We start from the raw sequence: 20,157 nt of genomic DNA, 5'->3' as shown, positions 1-20,157 counted from the left end.
CTGTCTTTTTTGTTTTCTGATCCAAATCAACAAAGATCCTGTTTAAGGATCTTTCTTACATCTGCGCATTGCAATTAACTAGACGGTCGGTCTATAATTAGCGTTATGGAAAATATGACAGACATTAAAGCTAAACCTCGTCGAGGTCGGCCACCCAAAGTAGCCCGTGAAAATACCGATACCCGCGCATTGCTAATTCGCAGTGGTGTGGAAGTATTAACTGAAAGTGGTTTTGCCGCAGCCGGTATCGACGGCATTCTAAAAAAAGTCGGTGTACCGAAAGGATCTTTCTACCATTACTTTAAAAGTAAGGAAGATTTTGGTCAGGCAGTCATTGATAACTACGCTAGCTATTTTGCTGCTAAGCTTGATAAGTGCTTATTAGATGAATCAATCGCACCATTACAGCGTATTGTTAAATTCGCCGATGGTGCCAAGCAAGGCATAATCAAATTTGAATTTAAGCGTGGCTGTCTAGTTGGTAATTTAGGCCAAGAAGTGGCTATTTTACCCGACAGTTATCGCCTCGTACTGCAAAACATCTTTGCCGTGTGGGAAAGCAAGATGCAAGTCTGCTTAGAGACAGCCCAGCAACAAGGCGATATCAAGCAAGATATCAACTGTGCACAGCAAGCTGAATACTTTTGGATTGGTTGGGAAGGTGCGGTAATGCGTGCACGACTCGTTGAGTCCGTGCAACCGCTGGATTTATATATCGCGATGTTTATCGCCAGTATCGCCACCAGCTAAGATGATCATATGAGCCTTGTTCTCACATAACGACCAAGGCATTATTTTCCAACTTAATACAGTTATATGGCGGCTATTTATATACCGTTCATTATCATTAATGTTTATTTTATTTAAATTTTAATAGACGACTAGTCTATATTCGGAGCAAAGCATGTTTAAAGGTATTTTAATCGAAAAAAATGACGACCAATACACTGCGTCAGTACAATCAATTGATGAATCACAACTGCCTGCAGGTGATGTAAGCATTGATGTTGCTTACAGTACTCTGAACTTTAAAGACGGATTAGCAATCACAGGCAAAGGCCCTGTCGTACGTAGCTTCCCTATGGTACCAGGTATCGACTTAGTCGGAACTGTGACTCAAAGTGATAGCGACAAATTTAAAGCGGGCGACCAAGTATTATTAAACGGTTTCGGTGTGGGTGAAAAACATTGGGGTGGTCTTGCAGAAAAAGCCCGCCTTAATAGCGATTGGTTAATCAAACTACCTGCTGGCTTATCAGCAAAACAAGCAATGGCAATCGGTACTGCTGGTTATACTGCGATGTTATCAGTGATTGCACTAGAACGTCACGGCATCACGCCAGACAAAGGCGATGTGCTAGTAACCGGTGCTAACGGTGGTGTAGGTAGTTTTGCTATTACACTCTTGTCTAAACTTGGCTATAACGTTATCGCATCAACAGGCCGTCCTGAAGAAGCTGATTATTTAAAAGCATTAGGCGCGTCAGAGATCATTGATCGTAATACATTATCTGAACCAGGCCGTCCTATGGTTAAAGAACGTTGGGCAGCAGCGGTTGACTCAGTTGGTAGCCACACACTAACAAATGTTTGTGCGGGTCTTAAATACGGTGGTGTTGTGACTGCGTGTGGTCTAGCACAAGGCATGGATTTCCCAGCAAGCGTAGCGCCATTTATCTTACGTGGTATTACCTTAGCAGGAATCGACAGCGTAATGCGTCCGCTTGCAGACAGAGAAGAAGCGTGGGCACGTTTAGCTGATTTATTAACAGATGATGACTTTACATCTATCGGCACTGAGATCAGCTTAGATGAAGCCGTAGCAGTAGCGCATGATTTGATGGCTGGTAAAGTACGTGGTCGTGTAATGGTTAATATTCAAAAATAATTCAACATTATATCAAACATGGAATCAAACATGGAATCAAACATTGAGTAAGTAATTGAATAAATAATTGATTCCATAGTATAAAGCAGTAGGACCCGTGCCTACTGCTTTTTAGTCATACAGCTAAATCTCTCAAACAGAAAATCCAAAAATAATCGTATCCGTTTCGGTTGATACTTCTTACTGATATAGACAACATTCAAGTCTGCACCAGCGCCTGACGTCGAGGTATTAAAATTAGTCATATAGTCGTTAAGTACGGTAACAAGACGTAAACTATTAATATCATCTTGCACATCGAGAACAGACTTAAGCGCAATACCCGCGCCTTCTAATGCCCAATATCGAATCACTTCACCATCATCTGAAAATCGCTTAGGTATAACTGTTATCGCATTTTTCTTATCTTGATCTTGAAAATGCCAGGTTTTAAGTTCTTCATTACTGCGGATCATAGCAAGACAATCATGATGAACTAAGTCTTGTGGCGTTAATGGCGAGCCGTGCTTTGCAAGGTATTCTGGCGATGCACATAACACCCGCTGGCTGGATGAAAGTCGTCGAGATATCAAGCTGCTGTCAGCAAGTTCACCATAACGAATAACAATATCCATCCCCGACTCCGCAATATTTGAAATATCATCATTCAAATAAAGATACGGCACCACATCTGGATACAACAGACAGAACTCAGACAATATCGGCAGAATGTATTGTTTACCTATGTCCTTGGGCGCTGTTATTTTAAGTGAACCCTTCACTTCTTTAACACCATTCTGGATAAGGTTTTCAGTGGCACTGACATTATCTAATATCTCAATACAAGCTTTATGATAAAGCTCACCTGAATCCGTCAAAGATACATGTCGGGTACTGCGATTCAGCAGCTTCACCCCATATCTTTCTTCAAGGGCTTGAAGCCTTGCCGTCATTGTCGCAGGAGAAAGACCGAGTTCACGACCTGCGGCAGCAAGTCCATGGTGTTTCACAATACCCACAAACATGGCCATATCAGCAAATTTATCCATATTCCCCTCTCCTATTGTTCAGTTTATCCGAATAATGATTTTACATTTTACCCAATTATCAAATTAAAGCGAAAGAATATAATAACCACATCAACGGAAACAATACGGACTCAATCATGAAAAAAGAAAAAATGCCATTCCAGGTTTGGATATTAACACTCGCCGCATTCGCAATCGGCACCGCAGAATTTGTTATTGCAGGTATTCTGCCTCAATTAGCAACATCGCTATTAATCACTGAAGGTCAAGCGGGTTACTTGATCAGTGCGTATGCACTAGCCATTGTCATTGGTGGACCAATCTTAACTATTTATTTGGCACGTTTTAATAAAAAACATGTGCTTATTGGACTGATGCTGCTCTTTATCATCGGTAATGTACTGTCAGCGTTAGCGCCAACTTACAACTTCCTCTTTGTTAGCCGTGTGATCACTGGCCTAGTGCAAGGTCCGTTTTATGGGATTGGTGCTGTCGTGGCGACCAACCTGGTATCAGAGAAAATGGCGGGTCGCGCAGTAGGTCAGATGTTCGCAGGTCTTACGCTTGCCAATGTACTGGGTGTTCCGGCGGGTACTTGGATCAGTTTGCAATTTGGATGGCACAACACATTCTTTACGGTGGCAGCGTTCGGTGCTGTCGCCATGGTTGCCATCCTGATTTCGATAAAATCAACGGGTCACAGTGAAGCAAAAAATATTAAAGCGCAGCTGATGGCATTCAAAAATCCCATGTTATTACTCAGCTTAGCCATTACAGCATTCGCATGGTCTGGTTTCATGACGTTATACGGATACCTTGCCCCCATCGCTATGCACATTACTGGTTATGGTCAAGATGCAGTGACTTGGATCTTGGTTGTTGTGGGTGCTGGACTCATCATTGGTAACATTATAGGTGGCCGTTCTGCAGACAAGAACCTGAACAAAGCTTCTATGTTCTGGGCTGTCGCCATGATCGTGTCACTACTGGTCGTTGGCCTCGTCATTGATAACAAGATCTTATTTGTAATCGCCGCGTTTATATTCGGTATTGCCTCATTTGCCAACGTACCGGCGATGCAGCTTAGAGTGATGAAACATGGCGGTGAAGGTCAAGAACTGGCAGCAACAGCTAACATTTCAGCCTTCAACTTAGCCAATGCATTTGGTGGATTCCTTGGTGGTATGGTGCTCGATAGCCACTTAGGTGCAGCCATGATCCCATACGCTGCCGTCGTTATCCCTGTGATTGGCTTGCTGTTTATCGCCAAAGCCAACAAACGAGAACAAACCGTGAGTTCCAACTTAGCTAGCAATTCATAACCATTATCACTTGGTCAAGGAAACAACCATGAAACTATATATCTATGAACATTGCCCATTCAGTGCCCGTGTACGCTTCATCGCAGGCATGCTCAACCTCGCGGTTGATGTTGTGACTCTTGATTATGATGATGATCAGACAACAACAGACATTATCGGCAGTAAGCAAGTGCCCGTATTCGTCACCGGTGATGGCGAAGCCATTGCTGAAAGCTTGGATATCATTAATCACCTCCTCACCCTTGCCGATTCAGCTGAGACCAGCAAGCCATCTGACGCGGTACTTGAGTGGCAACGTGCAGCATTTTCACCGCTGCAGCAGATTGGCTATCCGCGCTGGTCATCCATGGGGCTTAAGGAGTTCACAACAGATTCATCGCGAAAAGCATGGCGCAGCAAGAAAGAAACTGAGGCATTAAAATTTGCCACATTACTTGCCGACACCCCGATGATAGCGAAAGAAGTTGAAGCATTAATTCGTCAAGCGGGTGAGGTGCTTAACCTTAATTCTGATAAGCGCGTGAAGTTAGTCGATGAGGCGATTGTCTTTTCTATTCTCCGCGGCTTCTTCAGTGCACCTGAAATTAACTGGTCTCCTGCCATTAAAGAATGGATGGAATCAGCAAGTAAACAAACTAATGTGAAACTACTAAAATAAGGCAAAGAGCATGAATAAATTATTTCAGAGAACAACGTTAAAAGATCTAGATTTACAAAACCGCGTGGCAATGGCACCAATGACTCGAGCTCGAACAAGCCAACCAGGCAATGTGCCTAACGAGATGATGGCAACTTATTACAAGCAACGTGCTACCGCTGGGTTAATCATTTCTGAAGCGACGCAGATTTCAGATGACTCCCAAGGTTATTCCTTCACCCCTGGTGTTTATACCGACGAACAAGTAAAGGGCTGGCAACCAATCACTCAAGCGGCACACGACCAAGGGGCTGCGATGTTCTGCCAGCTATGGCATGTGGGTCGTGTTTCTCACCCCACATTTCAGCAAGGTGAATTGCCTATCGCACCTTCCGCGCTAGCGCCAGTTGAAACGAAAGTGTGGATCTCTGATGACCAAGGTAATGGCAACATGGTTGATTGCATTCAACCTAGAGCGATGAATCAAGCCGATATAGATCGCGTTATTAGCGATTTTGCTTACGCGGCAAAACGCGCTGTAGAGGCAGGTTTTGATGGGGTTGAGATCCACGGTGGTAATGGTTACCTTATCGATCAGTTCCTACGTACCAACTCAAACAAGCGTACTGATAACTATGGTGGTTCGCGTGAGAACCGTCTACGCTTCCTGCTTGAAGTGGTTGATGCCGTCATTGCTGCAATCGGGGCAGATAAAGTAGGTGTTCGCCTTGCGCCGTTTATCACCTTTAAAGATATGGATTGCCCAGATATAGTTGCAACAATATTAGATGCATCCAAGCAGCTACAAGATCGTGATATCGCTTACATGCACTTATCTGAAGCAGATTGGGATGATGCCCCCGTGATCCCGGAAAGCTTCCGTATTGAGTTACGCGAAGTGTTCACCAATACCATCATTGTTGCGGGTAGCTACACGCAAGCACGCGCCGATGAAGTACTAAACAAAGGTTACGCTGACTTAATTGCCTTCGGTCGTCCGTTCGTATCAAATCCAGATTTAGTTTCACGCTTAGAAAACGACAGCGAACTCGCAGACCTAGATGGCGCGACGTTGTTTGGTGGTAACGAACTTGGCTACACTGATTATCCAGCACTCAGTACGCTTTAATTAATATATGACTTACCCCATGAGTTAAGCCATGAGTTAAGCCATTAAAGATAAAAAAAATCCCCAGTCTGGTAATAAGACTGAGGACTTTTTTATCTGCAAGACGATTAAAATGTACTTAAACGGCCGAGACTAACAACGACTTATACAACCGACGCTATTACTGCGCGCGATTAAACGTCACCACTTCATAACCTAATGGCGTTAACGTATTACGTTCACTATCAATGTAATTCATCACTGCTTGCGCATCGGTATTACAGACGGTGTTATCCGCTTTACAGTTTGGCGCAGCACCTTGGTAATTTACTTTGTACTTTTTGCCAACCTTAGCAATATTCTTTACTTTAAAGCCAGTTAACTTGCCATCCACAAATGCTAAATCAACACGTTCAGAGCTGTTCTTCTGTGCTTCGTACAATGGCGTCCAACCGTCGTTACCTGTGGCGTTGTAATTGTTTAACGCGACGTTGTAAGTTTTGCTGTCTTCAATCGCAGTCCATACTGGCGCATTTTCAGTGCCCGTCATCACTTCAACAAAATCGACTTTACCCGCTGTGTTCGCAACTGTTTCTGTGTAGCTATAACGAATGTGACCGCCGTAAGGGAATTTACCTGCGTGTGAACCAGCTGCTAATGTGGCGCTTATCGTCTCGTTAATCAGTGTTTTAATCACTTTGCCCGACACTGGTACGACAGACATAAAGTTAGCAAATGGCAGCATTTCTAACGAGACGTTACCTTGACGATACTCACCCGCGTCAATGTTAGTACGAATGCCACCAGCACCGATGAAAGCAAAATCAACTTTCATGCCCGTGACTTGTTGCACTTCAGCCGTATTGGCCCAGAAGTACTGGCCTTCCGCCAAGATAGGTGCCACATCAGAACCGTGTTTATCGCTACCACGATCGCCAGGGCGGCGTTCATGTTTAATTTCTACTGGCACTTGGGCAATGGTTTTACCGTACGCTTGGTCAACAGCTGGCTTGTAGTTCACATCAATACGTTGACGCATTGCCGCTTCTTCAGCAGTAATGGTGATGTTTTCTGCTTGGTCAATAAACTCAACTACACCTTGCGTAGCTGCGCTATCAAACTTCTCATCGTCTTGGCGTGATGGCTTTGAATAGAACTCATCGTTACTCAACAATACGTTATGACCATTACAATTAACAATGTCGCCTTGTTGGTTAAAGCTCACTGCTAAACGGCCAATTGCTTGCGCATATTCACCCGCTTGTACCACACAGGTTTGACCTATGCTGTCAGGGTTTTTTACCATCTGCGCATACGTGCCGTTATTGTGTAAACCTAGGTTAGTGAAGTCACCTAACAAGGTATGTGAGTGACCACCCACTATCAAGTCAATACCATTTACTTTGCTCGCTACATCAACGTCGACCGCATTACCAATGTGCGTGAGGGCGATAATGTTATTCACGCCTTTGGCTTTCAACATATCAACGGTTGCTTGCGCAGATGTCACCATATTTAAGAATTTAATATCACCGGTATTCGGGGCAATATTAGGCATGTTATCCAGCGCTAAGCCAAATACGGCTACCAAGTCTTTATCTGTTGGTAAATTGTCTAAATCAGTCATAGCTGTCTTTTCATTGCCATCAAACGCATAAACCATGAAAGGACGTAAGTTGGTTTGGTCTTTTAAATCCGCATCTTCACTAGCATCAATGTTTGCCGCCAATACCGGGAAGTTAACATCACTGATGAATTGATTAAGCTTGCTATTGTTCAAATCAAATTCGTGATTACCCAATGCCATCGCATCGATACCGAACAGGCTTAAGATATCAGCATTCATCGCACCTTCGTTCAACTTAAAGTACGCACTGCCCTGCCACGCATCACCACCGTGTAAGAATAAAAAGCTGTCATCATTTTCTAGTGCTTGCTGCTTATATTCGTCAGACATGGTTTTTAAACGTGGATGACCGCCAAATTCGTTATACACAGTATCGCCGTTGGCAGTAAAACTTGATTTAACAGGATCGAAGTTAGAATGGGTATCATTGATATGTGCAACAGTTAGGTTAAAGACTTCATCTTGTTGTGACGTTTGCGCGCAACCTGCTAATAATAAGGCAACTGAGACAGCGGTTAAACGCGCAGTTAATGGTTTTGAAAATATCATGATATTCCTTTTCGATCAGAGACTAAGGTTAAGTGCATAAGCTAGCCGCACTATTGCTACAGCACTATACCAATAATAATGTATCAAGCAATATACATACTGGTCGATACCACTAAGCGAGGCTGAATTATTGAATAATAGTCACAAAAAAAGCTCAATCACGATACATCAGATTAAAGCTTTTTCATTATTCTATGCTAATAATCTAACCATATTATTCCTTTTCAATGCTTATATCGGCTAATTAATGAATCAAACTAATTCCACTTCTTAGCATTGCTATTTGTAGCCGTTATGTGATCTCAATATTATACCTCGACATTAATAGCGAGGCACAACGGATGAACTTAACACTTGATTACCTTTCTCTAGGCATCTTATTTACAGTTTTATTAATACTTATTTACGGGCTTATCATCATCCATGACATCCCTTATGAAATGGCAAAAAAACGCAGCCATCCACATGCAGAAGCAATTCATATAGCGGGTTGGGTCAGCTTGTTTTTCCTGCATGTATTGTGGCCTTTTTTATGGATTTGGGCCTCAATGTATGACAGTAAAACACCAAAATGGCTCGGTGTAACTGACCATTCCGACGAATTGAAATATCAAGCTTTACTTAAACGTATTGAAAAAATTGAACAGGAAGCATCATAATGGAAACGCTTATTTTATTAAGCTATATCGCACTTTGTATTATTACTTTCAAAGTATTCAAACTGCCAAAAAATAAGTGGACCATAACAACCGCATCGGTCATTGGCCTGCTGCTAATGGGGTGGATTTTTCTTTATATGGCAATGTACCAACCCGTTTCAAGAATGGCACGCGTGGTTAGCATCACAACGCCAATTACCTCACAGGTGAGTGGATTAATCACCGATGTTTACGTTAAACCTAACCAGCCAATGAAAAAAGGCGATGCATTATATCAAATAGATAAAACCCCCTTCAGCGATAAAGTAGCACGTGTTAATGCAGACATAAAAAGAACAGAGGTAGCGGTTAACTTCTATAACAAAGAGCTAACTCGTTACAAAAAATTAGGCGCGAAAGGATTTTCTTCTCAAGAAAATGTAGATAACGTTCAAACTCAGCTATTAGAACAAAAAGCGAATTTAACTAAGTATCAATCGCAATTGAGACTGGCAGAGTTTAACTTGGACTGCACAACGGTGGTTGCACCGACTGACGGTTACGTTACTCAAATTGGTCTTCGCCCAGGTATGAAAAGCCGTACCAAGCCATTCCAAGGTAATTTAACGTTCGTGCACAAAGAAGATAAACAATTATTTGCAGCGTTTCCTCAAGCACCGGCGCGTTACATTAAAGCAGGTTACCCCGCTGAAGTGACCTTTCATACTTTCCCTGGGCATGCTTTTAAAGCACACGTGGTACAAGTTAATGATATTTTTGCACAAGGCTCATTCATGCCATCAGGAAAAATGCTGGCCGCTGAGAATACACAAGGAAATGGCCGTATTATTACTAAAATTGTTATCGATGATCCCTCTCTGCTAAAGGGGGTACCGATACCAGCGGGCACAGATGCACACGTCGCCGTTTATTCACCACAATGGGAGATGTTTAGTGTGGTACGTAAAATCATTCTACGCATGCAAAGTTGGGAAAACTGGGTATTCCAAGGCTAACTCTTAATCAACAGAATAACTACCATCAATAACTGCACATAAATGAGGATTACCCACTGGTAACCCTCATTTTAGTATTCCCTTCTTAAATCTTTTTTACAGATTCAATAATCGCATTTCTTAGCCATTGATGGCCATTGTCTTTATTCTGAGAGTTATGCCAAGTCATATATACCGGTACTTTCTTCGCCTCAAATGGCACTTCAAATATATTTAAACCAAACGCATTTGCATATTTTTCAGCATGCCAACGGCTACTAACACAAAGCCAATCAGTATCTTCAGCTAAGGCTAATGCCGTGATCGTAGAGCCTGTCGCATAAGCCACTTTTCGGTTAGGCAGCATTTCACTGACCACCGACTCTAATAACAACGTATTCAATCGCTCTGTTTGCCAAACAACATGTAATTCACGGCTAAAATCTTCAGTACTTAATGTATCTTGGATACGAGGATGGGATTTGCTCGCCGTAACAACGAGTTCGGTTTCGAATAATAATTCATTGCTATAACCGTGAGCAGTTAATGGCACGGTGGCTAATACGATATCGACCTTACGGCGAACTAAATCTTCTTGTCGCGACATTTCATTAAGGTGTTCAACATCGGCTTTCACCGTTAAATATGGGGAGTGTTCTTGCTTATAACGGATGAGATGAGGCACTAACATAACATCAATGTCTTTATGGCTCGAAATCCTAAACGTTCGCTGGCTCGCTTTAGGGTCAAACTCATCTCGTAGATTAGCACCGTTTAATAATAGCGAAAGTGGCTCTTGAATTTCAGCATGAAGCTCTAATGCATAATTAGTGGGTACAATGCCCCTGCCTTTACGGATAAAAAGCGGGTCTTGATAATGATCGCGTAAACGATTAAGCGCATGACTCACTGCGGGCGCCGTAATATGCAGTATTTCTGCTGCCTCATTGACACTCTGTGACTTGATTACAGCATCAAAGGTTTTTAAAAGATTTAAATCCATGCGAGATTCCATTTATTGATTTTATTTATCGGTTTTATTTAACGATTTAATTAAATGATGAAGTTGCTTGGTTAAATTTTCATCATCACTTCTACCTCTCATCAATATAGTCTAAACAAGTACGATATATTAGCGCGACTTCATCAAAGTCTGGGTTATACCTCATTCCGTTTAATCACTTTTTATAACAATAAAGATTAAACAGAAACGAGTACATTCAGGCTCAAGGTCAATATGTCCATAAAATGATGCTGAAGATATTAATTAAGATGTAATGCAAATAGATCAACAACAGAAGTGAATTATTTTAAAGAAGATTGTCGCGAAGAGGAGGTCTGTGGAACTTTCGGGCTAACTGGTTGGTGAATACATAACTTGGTTAATTATTTTACCAAGTTATATTTAGAGTGACATATTACGACGAATAAAATACGCTTGTTGTATTACTCACTGCTCAAAAGTCGCTTCAAATGTATTATTAAGTCGATATTGAATGACTCTCAACGACATTGTTTTATGCACATTTTGTCGGTCAGCCATCGCCGTCAATTTATTATAACTAACGTGTGTTCCTTGCTCGTCTTGCCACACTAAGAACTTTTGTGGGAAAGCATCTAATCCTAGTGTTTGTGACCCATCCATTGATTGCCCTCCTGGTTTAGGCGCACCGAACATAATCAAGGTTGTTTTATTAATATCAACACCTTGCGCTTTCGCTTTTGCTTGGTAATCGATGGTATCAAAAATGACGACATCACTATTACCCTTAATCGCTTTGGTCGCTTTTATAACCGATTCTTCAAAGGTTAATTTGCTATTTAAAGTAATGATGCCATCATCTGTCATCGTATTATTAGAGAAGGTCTCAATACGATTAGAAGTAATGCCTTTTACTGCACTTTTCATTGAAAGATCATATTCATCTTCAATATCATCACTAAATTGCATTTTGTAGCGACTAGAAAGGTAACTCATATCATTCCAAATGATATGACTTTGGCCATTTTCAGCAGATTCATAGGCTAATACTTTTAAGGGTAATGCTAATGCTAATTGCTGGTTTTGTTTTAATATTTTGGACTCTAACGCATCATTATCAAACATGATCACGCGCGTCGGCGCAAAAGTAGCGCCCGCAGCGGTTGCTAATCGAGAATGATCAATTTGTAGTGTTTCAGTTAAGGTTGGGTCTTCACTGATGTTTTTTGATATTTGCTCAACAAATGCGTCTGACTGCTGGTAACGAATTTCAGCGACAGGAAGATGAGAACATGCTGTTAACAGCGTCGCACTAGCCGTTAAAGAGAATGTAAATAATTGTTTCATGAGTGTCATAATATTGCCTTAAGATAATCTAAATTTAGGTTTCACGTGTCATAGCAACAGCGCGGGGAGCAAGAAGAAGCTAGTCCAGAGAATCATTAGCACCTACCAATATATATCCTTGCGAGTCGATAGCTAAATGTCTAGGGCGATACCCGTTTAAATTTGAATCGCTTTATAGGGGTTATAAGCTTCAAAGGGGGCTGCTGTCATAGAGTGAAATATGAATAATCATTAATGATTATTAATGATTATTAATGGGACCGAAAAAATACGATTTAAATAAAAGCCCAGTAAAAACTAATTGACTCGTTAAATCACCATTGATTTTTTTAATGTTATCGTTAATGGGGGACTGTTTCGTTGCACAGCAAATATGAGCTGCAGGCTGCATCAATAAATACTCTTTAGGTAAATTCGCATTGGGTATAATAACGATATTAGCCTGAGGGATAAGTGTAAATTTCTCAATTGTTGGCATTGAACATTGCGAACATCGGCCACGAGAAACCATTTTAGGTAACCGATGATACTCAAAAGTATTACTTTCTGGATCATTTAGTTTCATCTTTTTTACTTTGAAAATAGTATTGTCTGCATATTGTCCTTGATTGTATCGTTGGCAAATATTGCAATGACAAATGATACGAAATAGAGCTCTCCCTTCTAGTTCAAATTGACATTGACCACAAGAACACTGACCTTTGATTATATTTTTTAACGGCACGTTATATCCCTTACTTTCTGATACTGACATTTAATATTAATTAAATGACCTTCCTTTGAAAGAAGGCCCTTGTGATTATTATTTATTCCCGCTTACTTAACTAATCACAGTAAGACCATAAATGAGTAGCACTACCATCAGAGTGTCAACACCAATAATCGCTTTCATTGGGGATCTTAGTGAACCACGTTCAGTCAACAGAATAGAGCCTACTAATAACGTTTTTGAGAAAATAGCCGCAATTGTGATGACCGTTACCAGTGCTGGGTTTTGAGACGCTGTAATCATTAATGCCCCAAGTATAAAAGTATTAAACCCCCAAATACGTGAGAACAAGCGTCCCATGGGCTCTGTGATAGATGTTTTATAACTAAACTGTAAGTACTTATCAAGAATGATGCCTTGCAAGCCAGCGGTAAGGGTAATGATTCCGCCCCATAACAATGTACTCGTTAATAATGAATTCATGTGTTTTCACCTTTAGGGTTAATATTAAAAATGGTTAATGCTATTAAGCTGATTCTAAAAAAAGAGGCTGAATATTAACTATTCAGCTTCTTTTTTGTGTGTTTATCATGTTTTAGTTTACTGGGCGAACTTGACCAATCAATGGATTTTGAACAGGTTGTGCAATACCGTAAACCACTACTATGCCATTACCACCCCCCATAGTTGCTGTACGACGGTCTGGGTTTTTATCAAGTAATGCAGGGATAACATTCCAGTTGTTTGCGACCCAAACATTACCTGCATCATCAATCATGGTGTCAGTGGTTTCTTGCATGATGCCACTTTTGTAAGCGTGCGTTTTTTCGCCAATTTTCACATCACCAGCATAGCTACTTGTATTGTCTCCGCGTATTTGGATAAAACCAGTGCCTAAGAAATCACCTACAAATACGTTATCACCACCATCAATACTCACCCCCCAAGCTGCGTAAACTTCTTTGTCTAATAAGTTAGATTTTAATACTTTACCATCTGGAGAAATCATCGTTACATTGCCTGTTTTAGGGATCTCTGCTTGATGTGCAAACATGTTATCAATTGAGATACGGAACTCATCAATGATGCTCGACCCTTTTGGAATGTTTGGTAATGGGTAACCTGGTGATAAATTCGCACCGACCCAAACATTACCTTTTGAATCAATTGCTAATCCACGTGGTGCAATACCTGTTTTAATTTGCATTGCCTCATTTGGCTTGCCGGCTTCAAATCGTGTTACCGTCATTGAACCGTTATTTGTCACCCAAACCACGTTATCATTATCAACAGCAACCGCAAATGGACGCTTTAAACCAGGTACTTTAACAATGTGGCCTTTAGTGTAATCGCCATCAGGGAAGACAATCATTTGATTCATTTGATTATCAGCAACCCATACGTCACCGTTTGGCGCTGTCGCTAACCCTTGTAATTGACCATTAGGACCGTCAATGGTTGCAGGACCTAATACGTTGCCATTTAAATCAAATACCCCTACTTTTGCATTAAACGTACTCACCCATACTTTATCTGAAGAGACCGTTGTCCCCCAACCGATACCGTCTAAATCTTGTCCGTTATAGCCCACTAATGCTGGCGATAACGCTTTACCACTTGCAGCTAAACGAATCACACCACCACCAATCGCAGTATTCAAACCCGATTGAGAGCCTGGCATCCAGTTTTGACCACTCCATAATTGACCTTGGTTATCAAACATCATACGCCCCGGAGAATAAATACCACCGCCATTCAAACGTACCATTAATGCAAAATCTTCAGGTTGGTAGCTTAGGTAAGGTAAATAATCTGTATCACGACGTTGCTCACCTTTAGGGTAGGTATAAGCTGTCTTAAATAAGTCAAACAGCTCAGCATTGTGCATATAAGGTGTTTTCGCAATTTTAACTAACGCTTCAATGGTATTATCGCTTGATGTTACTTCTAAAAAGTCATCACATTTATCACGGCTTTGCTCTGCACCACATAATGTGGTTAATGCCGCTAAGGTATTCATTCGACCTATCGTTTCAGAGTTAGTTAAGTTATCACCGTTTAATGCCGTGTCACCAAAACTACCTGTTTGTACATTCGTTAGATTCTGCACTTGCTCAGAGCCAATGAGTAACCCATTTTTTGAACCACTTAAACCACCTTCAGCTGATAACAATTGTGCATTTGGCCAAATTGAACCGACTGTTGTAATTTCATTGACTACCACATCACCTTGTTGCTCATGGTTAAGAATCGATAAACTGCTGTAGTTGTTAACGGTTTTTCCATCAACTTTACCGCCTTTCGCCGTTAGGTAATAAACACCACCCGCTTGTTTCTCGATATCTGTAAATTTAATGTCACCGGTAGTACCACTTTTGCCTTGAGCAATGATCACTGGTGATTGACCCGCTTGTGCAACCCATAATGAAACGTTTGATTCTGTCACTTGATGATGATCTGATTCAACATGTGCATTGAATGAAACATCGGCGTTTGCTTGAACGCCATTTGAGAATAGGATTGCAGCTGGAATGATAAGTGCTAGTTTAGATGATTTCATAGTAACCCTTTGTAAAATAGTTAGTTTATAAGCTCAACAAGAGGAGTTTCAATGGGTTATCCCCGCTCTCTCTAAGTGATGCCATAATAACCAACCGTACGTTCGGCAACAATCAACAGCCTTAAAATGTGGATTTAGTTTCATTCAGCAATCAACCGGTGATCCAAGATCGGTATGAATCTAGATTGAACAGACGGGCTAACAGTGAGTTACAATGAGCAGGATAATCAGTAACAGTGGAGTTGGGGTGATGAGCATTTAAACTTTAACTAGGTGAGCCGTCACTAAACCTAATAGTTAAGTAACGACAAAGAGACAATAGCTAATGCCTAAATATTCATGATTCCTAACATGATCTGTAAACTTTCTTCAATATAATCTTCTACACTAATTTCATTTTGTGCATGTATCAATAATGCCGTCGATATGAATTGTGTTTCAATCGACTCAACGAGAATATTGATATGCTATCTGGTTGTCAGCCAGGCCTTTAGCGACCATGTCGTAGAGTTCGATAACGGCGTAATAGCTTTTACCTAAAAAGCTATTACGCCACATAAAAGATAATTGTTCTTCAATACTTACATTTTCTGGCACTGATAAAAATGGGAAGCCTGACTTGATAAAGATATAAAGCGCATCAATAAGCTCTGCTTTTGTTGAAAATCGCGGGGTCTTTATTTAAAAATCGTGTAAATAAAACCTTCAAGTGCATGTTGAGACTCAAAATATCGAGGCACAGGGTACGGGCTCATATACGCCTCATTAATAATATTTTTACTCATCACTTTTAAATCCATGAATTTGATCATCCCGGGTTTCACTTCAATATTAAGTTCAATACACAAGGCGCTCACGCGATCAACTAACTGATTGGCTTTTTGTAAGTCACTGCCTTGCGTAATACCAATAGCATCGGCCATTTCAGCCATACGCTTGGTCGCCGCTGGCACGTAAAATTTTAAAACATGTGGCAGTACTAATGCGTTAGCAAGCCCATGAGGCATTTTATAAAACGCGCCCAGTTGATGCGCAATACCATGCACCCAACCCACACTGGTTTGCGTAAAGGAAACCCCTGCATTATGGGATGCTTCAGCCATTTTTAAACGATGTTCAAGTGAACCAGACTGGTCACCATAACATGCTGGAAGATAACTAAAAATATCTCGAATCGTGATTAAATTTAACTTATCTAACTCAGGTGTCGAATACAGGCTTAAATACGATTCCATCGCATGGGTTAAGGCATCCATACCCGTAGCAGCGGTAATATGTGGCGGTAACCCGACCATTAATCGAGGGTCTAAAACCGCCATGTCTGGCACAATTTTCATGCTCACAACCGGTTTCTTTTGATGATCATTCTCATCTGTCATCACTGACACAATCGTTGTTTCTGACCCCGTACCCGAGGTGGTCGGAATTGCGACAAAATAAGCCCCTTTATGCTTAATTTTGAACATGCCAACAACCTTTCTTGCTTTAACATCATTAAATGCACAGGTATTAATGACTTTAGCCGCATCAATCGAAGAGCCGCCACCAATCGCAATAACGGCATCAAAGTTATGCGCTTTGCAGGCATTAATACCTTTATCGATAACCAAAAAATCAGGATCGGGCACGACCTCATCAAAAACACTATATTCGATATCAGTCAATTCAAAGACATCTAGTAGCAACTGGAAAGCCGGTAACGTGCTAAAGACATTGTCAGTGATAATCATCGGACGTTTGATGCCTTTTAATTGTAACTGTTCGACCATATCCGCCAGTGCTTGGTTATTGGCTATCACTTCTGGTGTTGGAAATTGAAGGCGATTGAAGATAGGTTTCATTAGTTTTGCATAACCAATAAAAACTTGTTTTTTAACGGTAAAGTGACATGTTGAAATACTCATTTGGGAACCTCTTTATTAGTAATAACTTTGGCATCCGTGCCCTCAATGGTTATAGGTTAAAGTGTGCAGCCACAGCTGATTTAAATTCATTTTCACCGGCCATAAATAACGCTTTCATGTGATGTGCTTTACCCGTTTTCATGACGGTTTTAGCATGTGATAAGGTAATAAAACCTTCTTTACCGTGGTAGTTACCCATGCCCGACCCCCCTATTCCTCCAAACGGTGCATCATCCGCAGCAATATGGAAAATAGCATCATTAATACACATGCCACCCGAATGCATCGTGTGTTTGATATGTTCTTGCAACATTTCATTCTCAGACATTAAATACAATGCAAGGGGTTTGTCTTTACTGTTAATTAACGCAATTGCTTCATCTAGATGTTGGTAAGTAATAATCGGTAAAATAGGGCCAAATATCTCTTCTTGCATCACAGTTGATGTTAATTCAGGATTAATTACAAAATGAGTCACCATGCGATGTGCTGCTGCATTAACAGCATTTTCATGGGCTGGGATCACTGCTTTACCCTGCTTTATTTCAACGTCTAATAAGTTCGCTAAACGTTCAAATTGCGGCGTATTGACAATGGATGTCCATTGTTCGCTAGCAACACCTTCAGGGTATAACAGTGAAAACTGGCCTTGATACTCTTTAATAAAGGCCTGCTCTTTACCTTCAGGAATTAACACATAATCAGGGGCGACACAGACTTGCCCACTATTTAGGCTCTTGCCGAGAATAATGCGCTCGACTGCCATTGATAACGCGATTTCATCATCGATAATAACCGGGGATTTCCCGCCTAGTTCTAATGTCACAGGTGTTAAATTATCCGCCGCCGCTTTCATCACTAACTTACCGACTCTTGGTGAGCCCGTAAAAAATAGATGGTCAAATGGTAACGCGCTAAATGCAGGTCCTGATTTTTCAATCATCTCCATCACCATTACTTCAGTTTCATCAAATACGCTTGCTAACAACAATTTCAACACCGCATTTAGATTAGGGGTGAGTTCACTCAGCTTAATCATGACGCGATTACCGGCAGCGATTGCGGCGATGAGGGGTTCGACGGAGAGTTGAATAGGGAAATTCCACGGCGTAATAATGCCCACGACCCCTTTAGGTTGGTAGATAACTTGCACCTCTGAAGTACCCGCAAGCAACGTACCAGGCTCACGATGAGAAGGTGCAGACCATTCATAAAGATGTTCAAGCGTGTAATCAATGTTCGAGATACAAGGCATGATGTCAGCAACAAGTGTGTCTTGCGCACTTCGATGCCCGTAATCAAGGCTTAACGATTCAATTAAAGCAGGCGTTGATGAAACCAGTTGAGATCTTAGTGATAAAAGTTTTTCAGAGCGCTGTACAAGCGTTGAAACAGGAGTGTTACGGAGCGCGTTACTCACGGCATCAAATTGTGTTTTAAATATGTTCATTTTGTCGACCTCTAATAAGGGAATCGTATTGAATAAGAAGTAACGCCTATGCGCTTCTCGATGAAACAATACTAACCATGCGGTCGGCTTTTATCTATTTACTGTTATTTAGAAGTGGATTTAGTTTTATTAATCTATTGGATAAAATCACCGCATAGAATAATTGCAACGAACAAAGGAGTGTTAATGAGGGGATATATAAAACACCAAACTTAAGGGGGTCAGAACCGTTAAATAAAAAAGCCCGTGAATAAGGGTGAAGTGCCGCCCAGTAGTAGTTAGTATGTTGCTAATGATAGGAGGGGGGTTATTAATAACCATTTTTGACATGATGTTTAATATGTTTGATCGTGTCGGTATAGCCGAATATGGGATCGCCTCAGTTTGTATTATGACACTATGGGTTTGTATACCTAATAGCATGATAGTAATTCATGGCTTAGCTTTTTTCTCTAAATGGAATACATATAATTGTGCATTTCAACTTGGCCTAGCTGTAAGCGGTTTTATGCATGCTGGGTTGGAATTTTGGCCTTTACACGTGATTAGTATTTTATTCCCATTGTTGTGTGTTTTAGCGCTGAGAAGCACGTCATATAAAGAATTTGTTGAATATTATTATCATCTGGAAACTAATCGTAGACGTGAGCATAAAGCATTAAAAGTTGAAATAGCAAAGTTAAAAAAACAGATCACAATAAAGATGGTTTTAAATAATGGCCACAAAAAAAGCCTTAATCACGATATAAACATATCAGATTAAGGCTTTTTAAATTTCTGAGACTTAGCGTTTAACCGCTAACAGCAGAGATATAATCGAAAATTTGCGAATGACATCATGCCGCCTGTAGATAAAAGCATACAAGATTTTCAAATATTTATGTATTCAGTGTCACATAAGTCTATTTTTCTTTCAATGTTGGCCAAACAAAGGGAGCGGGCTTGGTGGAAGTCGTTTCTGCTACTGCTGTATTCTGAGCGAGTATCGCCCTGATTAATTTCCCCGTTTCTTTATGCTTACTACAAAATGTTTTTAGGTATAAAATTTCAACTCTACTGCGTGCCCAAGGGGTTGTACGCAGAAATTTCAAACTTGATTTAAGACGCGCTTTATTGGTAAAACAACGAATATTAAGTAACTCACCCATCTTCTCCCAACCAATTTTCTTCTCTAGCTCGGTTAGAATCTGTTCAAGTTTAACGCCTTGTAGCGGATCATTACTATTATTCATAGTCTACCTAAAATCAAAAAATAGCATTGTAACAAGTTTCCTAAATATTGACAGACTTATGCGTTTAACTCAGGTAAAAGTGCACCAATAACTTTATGGAAAAGCGAATGTCCCCAATGAGCTTAAGGCAACCAATTTACATTTAATAAAATAATACTATATTTGAATATTTTCTTTCGCAATTAATTGTTATGTTATAACA

General features: G+C 40.8%; 19 protein-coding genes. 8 read left to right on the top strand and 11 right to left on the bottom strand.

Annotated features, from left to right (window positions below; all coding sequences use genetic code 11):
• Nucleotides 1-114 precede the first annotated feature (114 nt).
• On the top strand, nt 115-750 hold the full coding sequence (acuR, locus tag A923_RS0111455) for an acrylate utilization transcriptional regulator AcuR (RefSeq protein ID WP_017221824.1): 636 nt from the start codon (nt 115-117) through the stop codon (nt 748-750).
• Nucleotides 751-904: 154 nt separating this feature from the next.
• Nucleotides 905-1,888 (top strand): acrylyl-CoA reductase (NADPH), encoded by a 984-nt coding sequence (gene acuI, locus A923_RS0111450; protein WP_017221823.1) that lies wholly within the window; start codon nt 905-907, stop codon nt 1,886-1,888.
• 101 nt (nt 1,889-1,989) lie between these two features.
• Here the strand turns inward: acuI and A923_RS0111445 are convergent, their stop codons facing one another.
• The gene (locus A923_RS0111445; RefSeq protein WP_017221822.1) at nt 1,990-2,916 is read right to left on the bottom strand and encodes a LysR family transcriptional regulator; all 927 of its coding nucleotides are present in this window, start codon (nt 2,914-2,916) and stop codon (nt 1,990-1,992) included.
• Nucleotides 2,917-3,032: 116 nt separating this feature from the next.
• Here A923_RS0111445 and A923_RS0111440 point away from each other — a divergent pair, with 116 nt between their 5' ends.
• The 3 genes from A923_RS0111440 to A923_RS0111430 are packed head-to-tail and all read left to right on the top strand — an operon-like array spanning nt 3,033 to nt 5,983.
• Complete coding sequence (locus A923_RS0111440; RefSeq protein WP_017221821.1) at nt 3,033-4,217, top strand: MFS transporter; 1,185 nt, start codon at nt 3,033-3,035, stop codon at nt 4,215-4,217.
• Nucleotides 4,218-4,245: 28 nt separating this feature from the next.
• Nucleotides 4,246-4,875, top strand: coding sequence for a glutaredoxin 2 (grxB, locus tag A923_RS0111435; protein ID WP_017221820.1), 630 nt, complete (start codon nt 4,246-4,248; stop codon nt 4,873-4,875).
• A gap of 10 nt (nt 4,876-4,885) precedes the next feature.
• The gene (locus A923_RS0111430) at nt 4,886-5,983 is read left to right on the top strand and encodes an alkene reductase (protein ID WP_017221819.1); all 1,098 of its coding nucleotides are present in this window, start codon (nt 4,886-4,888) and stop codon (nt 5,981-5,983) included.
• Nucleotides 5,984-6,143: 160 nt separating this feature from the next.
• On the opposite strand, the gene A923_RS0111425 is transcribed toward A923_RS0111430, so the two are convergent.
• Nucleotides 6,144-8,138 (bottom strand): bifunctional metallophosphatase/5'-nucleotidase, encoded by a 1,995-nt coding sequence (locus tag A923_RS0111425; RefSeq protein WP_017221818.1) that lies wholly within the window; start codon nt 8,136-8,138, stop codon nt 6,144-6,146.
• A 341-nt stretch (nt 8,139-8,479) separates the two neighbouring features.
• On the opposite strand from A923_RS0111425, the gene A923_RS0111420 reads away from it, so the two are divergent.
• Nucleotides 8,480-8,797, top strand: coding sequence for a DUF3302 domain-containing protein (locus tag A923_RS0111420; RefSeq protein WP_017221817.1), 318 nt, complete (start codon nt 8,480-8,482; stop codon nt 8,795-8,797).
• Entirely contained in the window at nt 8,797-9,792 is a 996-nt protein-coding gene (locus tag A923_RS0111415; protein WP_017221816.1) for an HlyD family secretion protein, read from the top strand. Before A923_RS0111420 ends, A923_RS0111415 begins: the two co-directional genes overlap by 1 nt.
• 85 nt (nt 9,793-9,877) lie before the next feature.
• On the opposite strand, the gene A923_RS0111410 is transcribed toward A923_RS0111415, so the two are convergent.
• From A923_RS0111410 to A923_RS0111375, 8 genes are all read right to left on the bottom strand, one after another.
• The gene (locus A923_RS0111410) at nt 9,878-10,774 is read right to left on the bottom strand and encodes a LysR family transcriptional regulator (RefSeq protein WP_017221815.1); all 897 of its coding nucleotides are present in this window, start codon (nt 10,772-10,774) and stop codon (nt 9,878-9,880) included.
• 447 nt (nt 10,775-11,221) lie between these two features.
• Nucleotides 11,222-12,109: a DUF302 domain-containing protein gene (locus tag A923_RS0111405; RefSeq protein WP_017221814.1), complete on the bottom strand. Its 888-nt coding sequence runs from the start codon at nt 12,107-12,109 to the stop codon at nt 11,222-11,224.
• A gap of 232 nt (nt 12,110-12,341) precedes the next feature.
• On the bottom strand, nt 12,342-12,824 hold the full coding sequence (locus tag A923_RS0111400; RefSeq protein WP_157532838.1) for a GFA family protein: 483 nt from the start codon (nt 12,822-12,824) through the stop codon (nt 12,342-12,344).
• Between the two features lie 96 nt (nt 12,825-12,920).
• Complete coding sequence (locus A923_RS0111395; RefSeq protein WP_017221812.1) at nt 12,921-13,292, bottom strand: hypothetical protein; 372 nt, start codon at nt 13,290-13,292, stop codon at nt 12,921-12,923.
• A 112-nt stretch (nt 13,293-13,404) separates the two neighbouring features.
• A complete protein-coding gene (locus A923_RS0111390) occupies nt 13,405-15,369 on the bottom strand; it encodes an NHL repeat-containing protein (RefSeq protein WP_017221811.1) in 1,965 nt (654 codons plus the stop codon).
• Between the two features lie 447 nt (nt 15,370-15,816).
• Complete coding sequence (locus A923_RS23005; protein WP_017221810.1) at nt 15,817-15,966, bottom strand: hypothetical protein; 150 nt, start codon at nt 15,964-15,966, stop codon at nt 15,817-15,819.
• Nucleotides 15,967-16,046: 80 nt separating this feature from the next.
• Nucleotides 16,047-17,273: an iron-containing alcohol dehydrogenase gene (locus tag A923_RS22245; protein WP_017221809.1), complete on the bottom strand. Its 1,227-nt coding sequence runs from the start codon at nt 17,271-17,273 to the stop codon at nt 16,047-16,049.
• A gap of 49 nt (nt 17,274-17,322) precedes the next feature.
• Nucleotides 17,323-18,723 carry an aldehyde dehydrogenase family protein gene (locus A923_RS0111375; RefSeq protein ID WP_017221808.1) on the bottom strand — a complete coding sequence of 467 codons (1,401 nt, stop codon included), beginning with the start codon at nt 18,721-18,723 and terminating at the stop codon, nt 17,323-17,325.
• A 340-nt stretch (nt 18,724-19,063) separates the two neighbouring features.
• Between A923_RS0111375 and A923_RS0111370 the strand changes: the two genes are divergently transcribed.
• The gene (locus A923_RS0111370; RefSeq protein ID WP_157532836.1) at nt 19,064-19,486 is read left to right on the top strand and encodes a hypothetical protein; all 423 of its coding nucleotides are present in this window, start codon (nt 19,064-19,066) and stop codon (nt 19,484-19,486) included.
• A gap of 139 nt (nt 19,487-19,625) precedes the next feature.
• Here the strand turns inward: A923_RS0111370 and A923_RS0111365 are convergent, their stop codons facing one another.
• Nucleotides 19,626-19,955: a VF530 family protein gene (locus tag A923_RS0111365; RefSeq protein ID WP_017221806.1), complete on the bottom strand. Its 330-nt coding sequence runs from the start codon at nt 19,953-19,955 to the stop codon at nt 19,626-19,628.
• Nucleotides 19,956-20,157 lie beyond the last annotated feature (202 nt).

Origin of the sequence: Moritella dasanensis ArB 0140, assembly GCF_000276805.1 — a bacterium.
Lineage (GTDB): Bacteria > Pseudomonadota > Gammaproteobacteria > Enterobacterales > Moritellaceae > Moritella > Moritella dasanensis.
Note: the sequence above shows the minus strand (reverse complement) of the source record. Positions and strands in the feature narration are given on the sequence as shown.

Bases quoted from the DNA above. Each gene is read 5' to 3' on its own strand.
- acuR (WP_017221824.1), top strand. From the start codon at position 115: ATGACAGACATTAAAGCTAAACCTCGTCGAGGTCGGCCACCCAAAGTA.
- A923_RS0111390 (WP_017221811.1), bottom strand. From the start codon at position 15,369: ATGAAATCATCTAAACTAGCACTTATCATTCCAGCTGCAATCCTATTC.
- grxB (WP_017221820.1), top strand. From the start codon at position 4,246: ATGAAACTATATATCTATGAACATTGCCCATTCAGTGCCCGTGTACGC.
- A923_RS0111395 (WP_017221812.1), bottom strand. From the start codon at position 13,292: ATGAATTCATTATTAACGAGTACATTGTTATGGGGCGGAATCATTACC.
- A923_RS0111365 (WP_017221806.1), bottom strand. From the start codon at position 19,955: ATGAATAATAGTAATGATCCGCTACAAGGCGTTAAACTTGAACAGATT.
- A923_RS0111375 (WP_017221808.1), bottom strand. From the start codon at position 18,723: ATGAACATATTTAAAACACAATTTGATGCCGTGAGTAACGCGCTCCGT.
- A923_RS0111430 (WP_017221819.1), top strand. From the start codon at position 4,886: ATGAATAAATTATTTCAGAGAACAACGTTAAAAGATCTAGATTTACAA.
- A923_RS0111405 (WP_017221814.1), bottom strand. From the start codon at position 12,109: ATGACACTCATGAAACAATTATTTACATTCTCTTTAACGGCTAGTGCG.
- A923_RS0111410 (WP_017221815.1), bottom strand. From the start codon at position 10,774: ATGGATTTAAATCTTTTAAAAACCTTTGATGCTGTAATCAAGTCACAG.
- A923_RS0111445 (WP_017221822.1), bottom strand. From the start codon at position 2,916: ATGGATAAATTTGCTGATATGGCCATGTTTGTGGGTATTGTGAAACAC.
- A923_RS0111370 (WP_157532836.1), top strand. From the start codon at position 19,064: ATGTTTGATCGTGTCGGTATAGCCGAATATGGGATCGCCTCAGTTTGT.
- A923_RS0111420 (WP_017221817.1), top strand. From the start codon at position 8,480: ATGAACTTAACACTTGATTACCTTTCTCTAGGCATCTTATTTACAGTT.
- A923_RS0111440 (WP_017221821.1), top strand. From the start codon at position 3,033: ATGAAAAAAGAAAAAATGCCATTCCAGGTTTGGATATTAACACTCGCC.
- A923_RS0111415 (WP_017221816.1), top strand. From the start codon at position 8,797: ATGGAAACGCTTATTTTATTAAGCTATATCGCACTTTGTATTATTACT.
- acuI (WP_017221823.1), top strand. From the start codon at position 905: ATGTTTAAAGGTATTTTAATCGAAAAAAATGACGACCAATACACTGCG.
- A923_RS0111425 (WP_017221818.1), bottom strand. From the start codon at position 8,138: ATGATATTTTCAAAACCATTAACTGCGCGTTTAACCGCTGTCTCAGTT.
- A923_RS22245 (WP_017221809.1), bottom strand. From the start codon at position 17,273: ATGAGTATTTCAACATGTCACTTTACCGTTAAAAAACAAGTTTTTATT.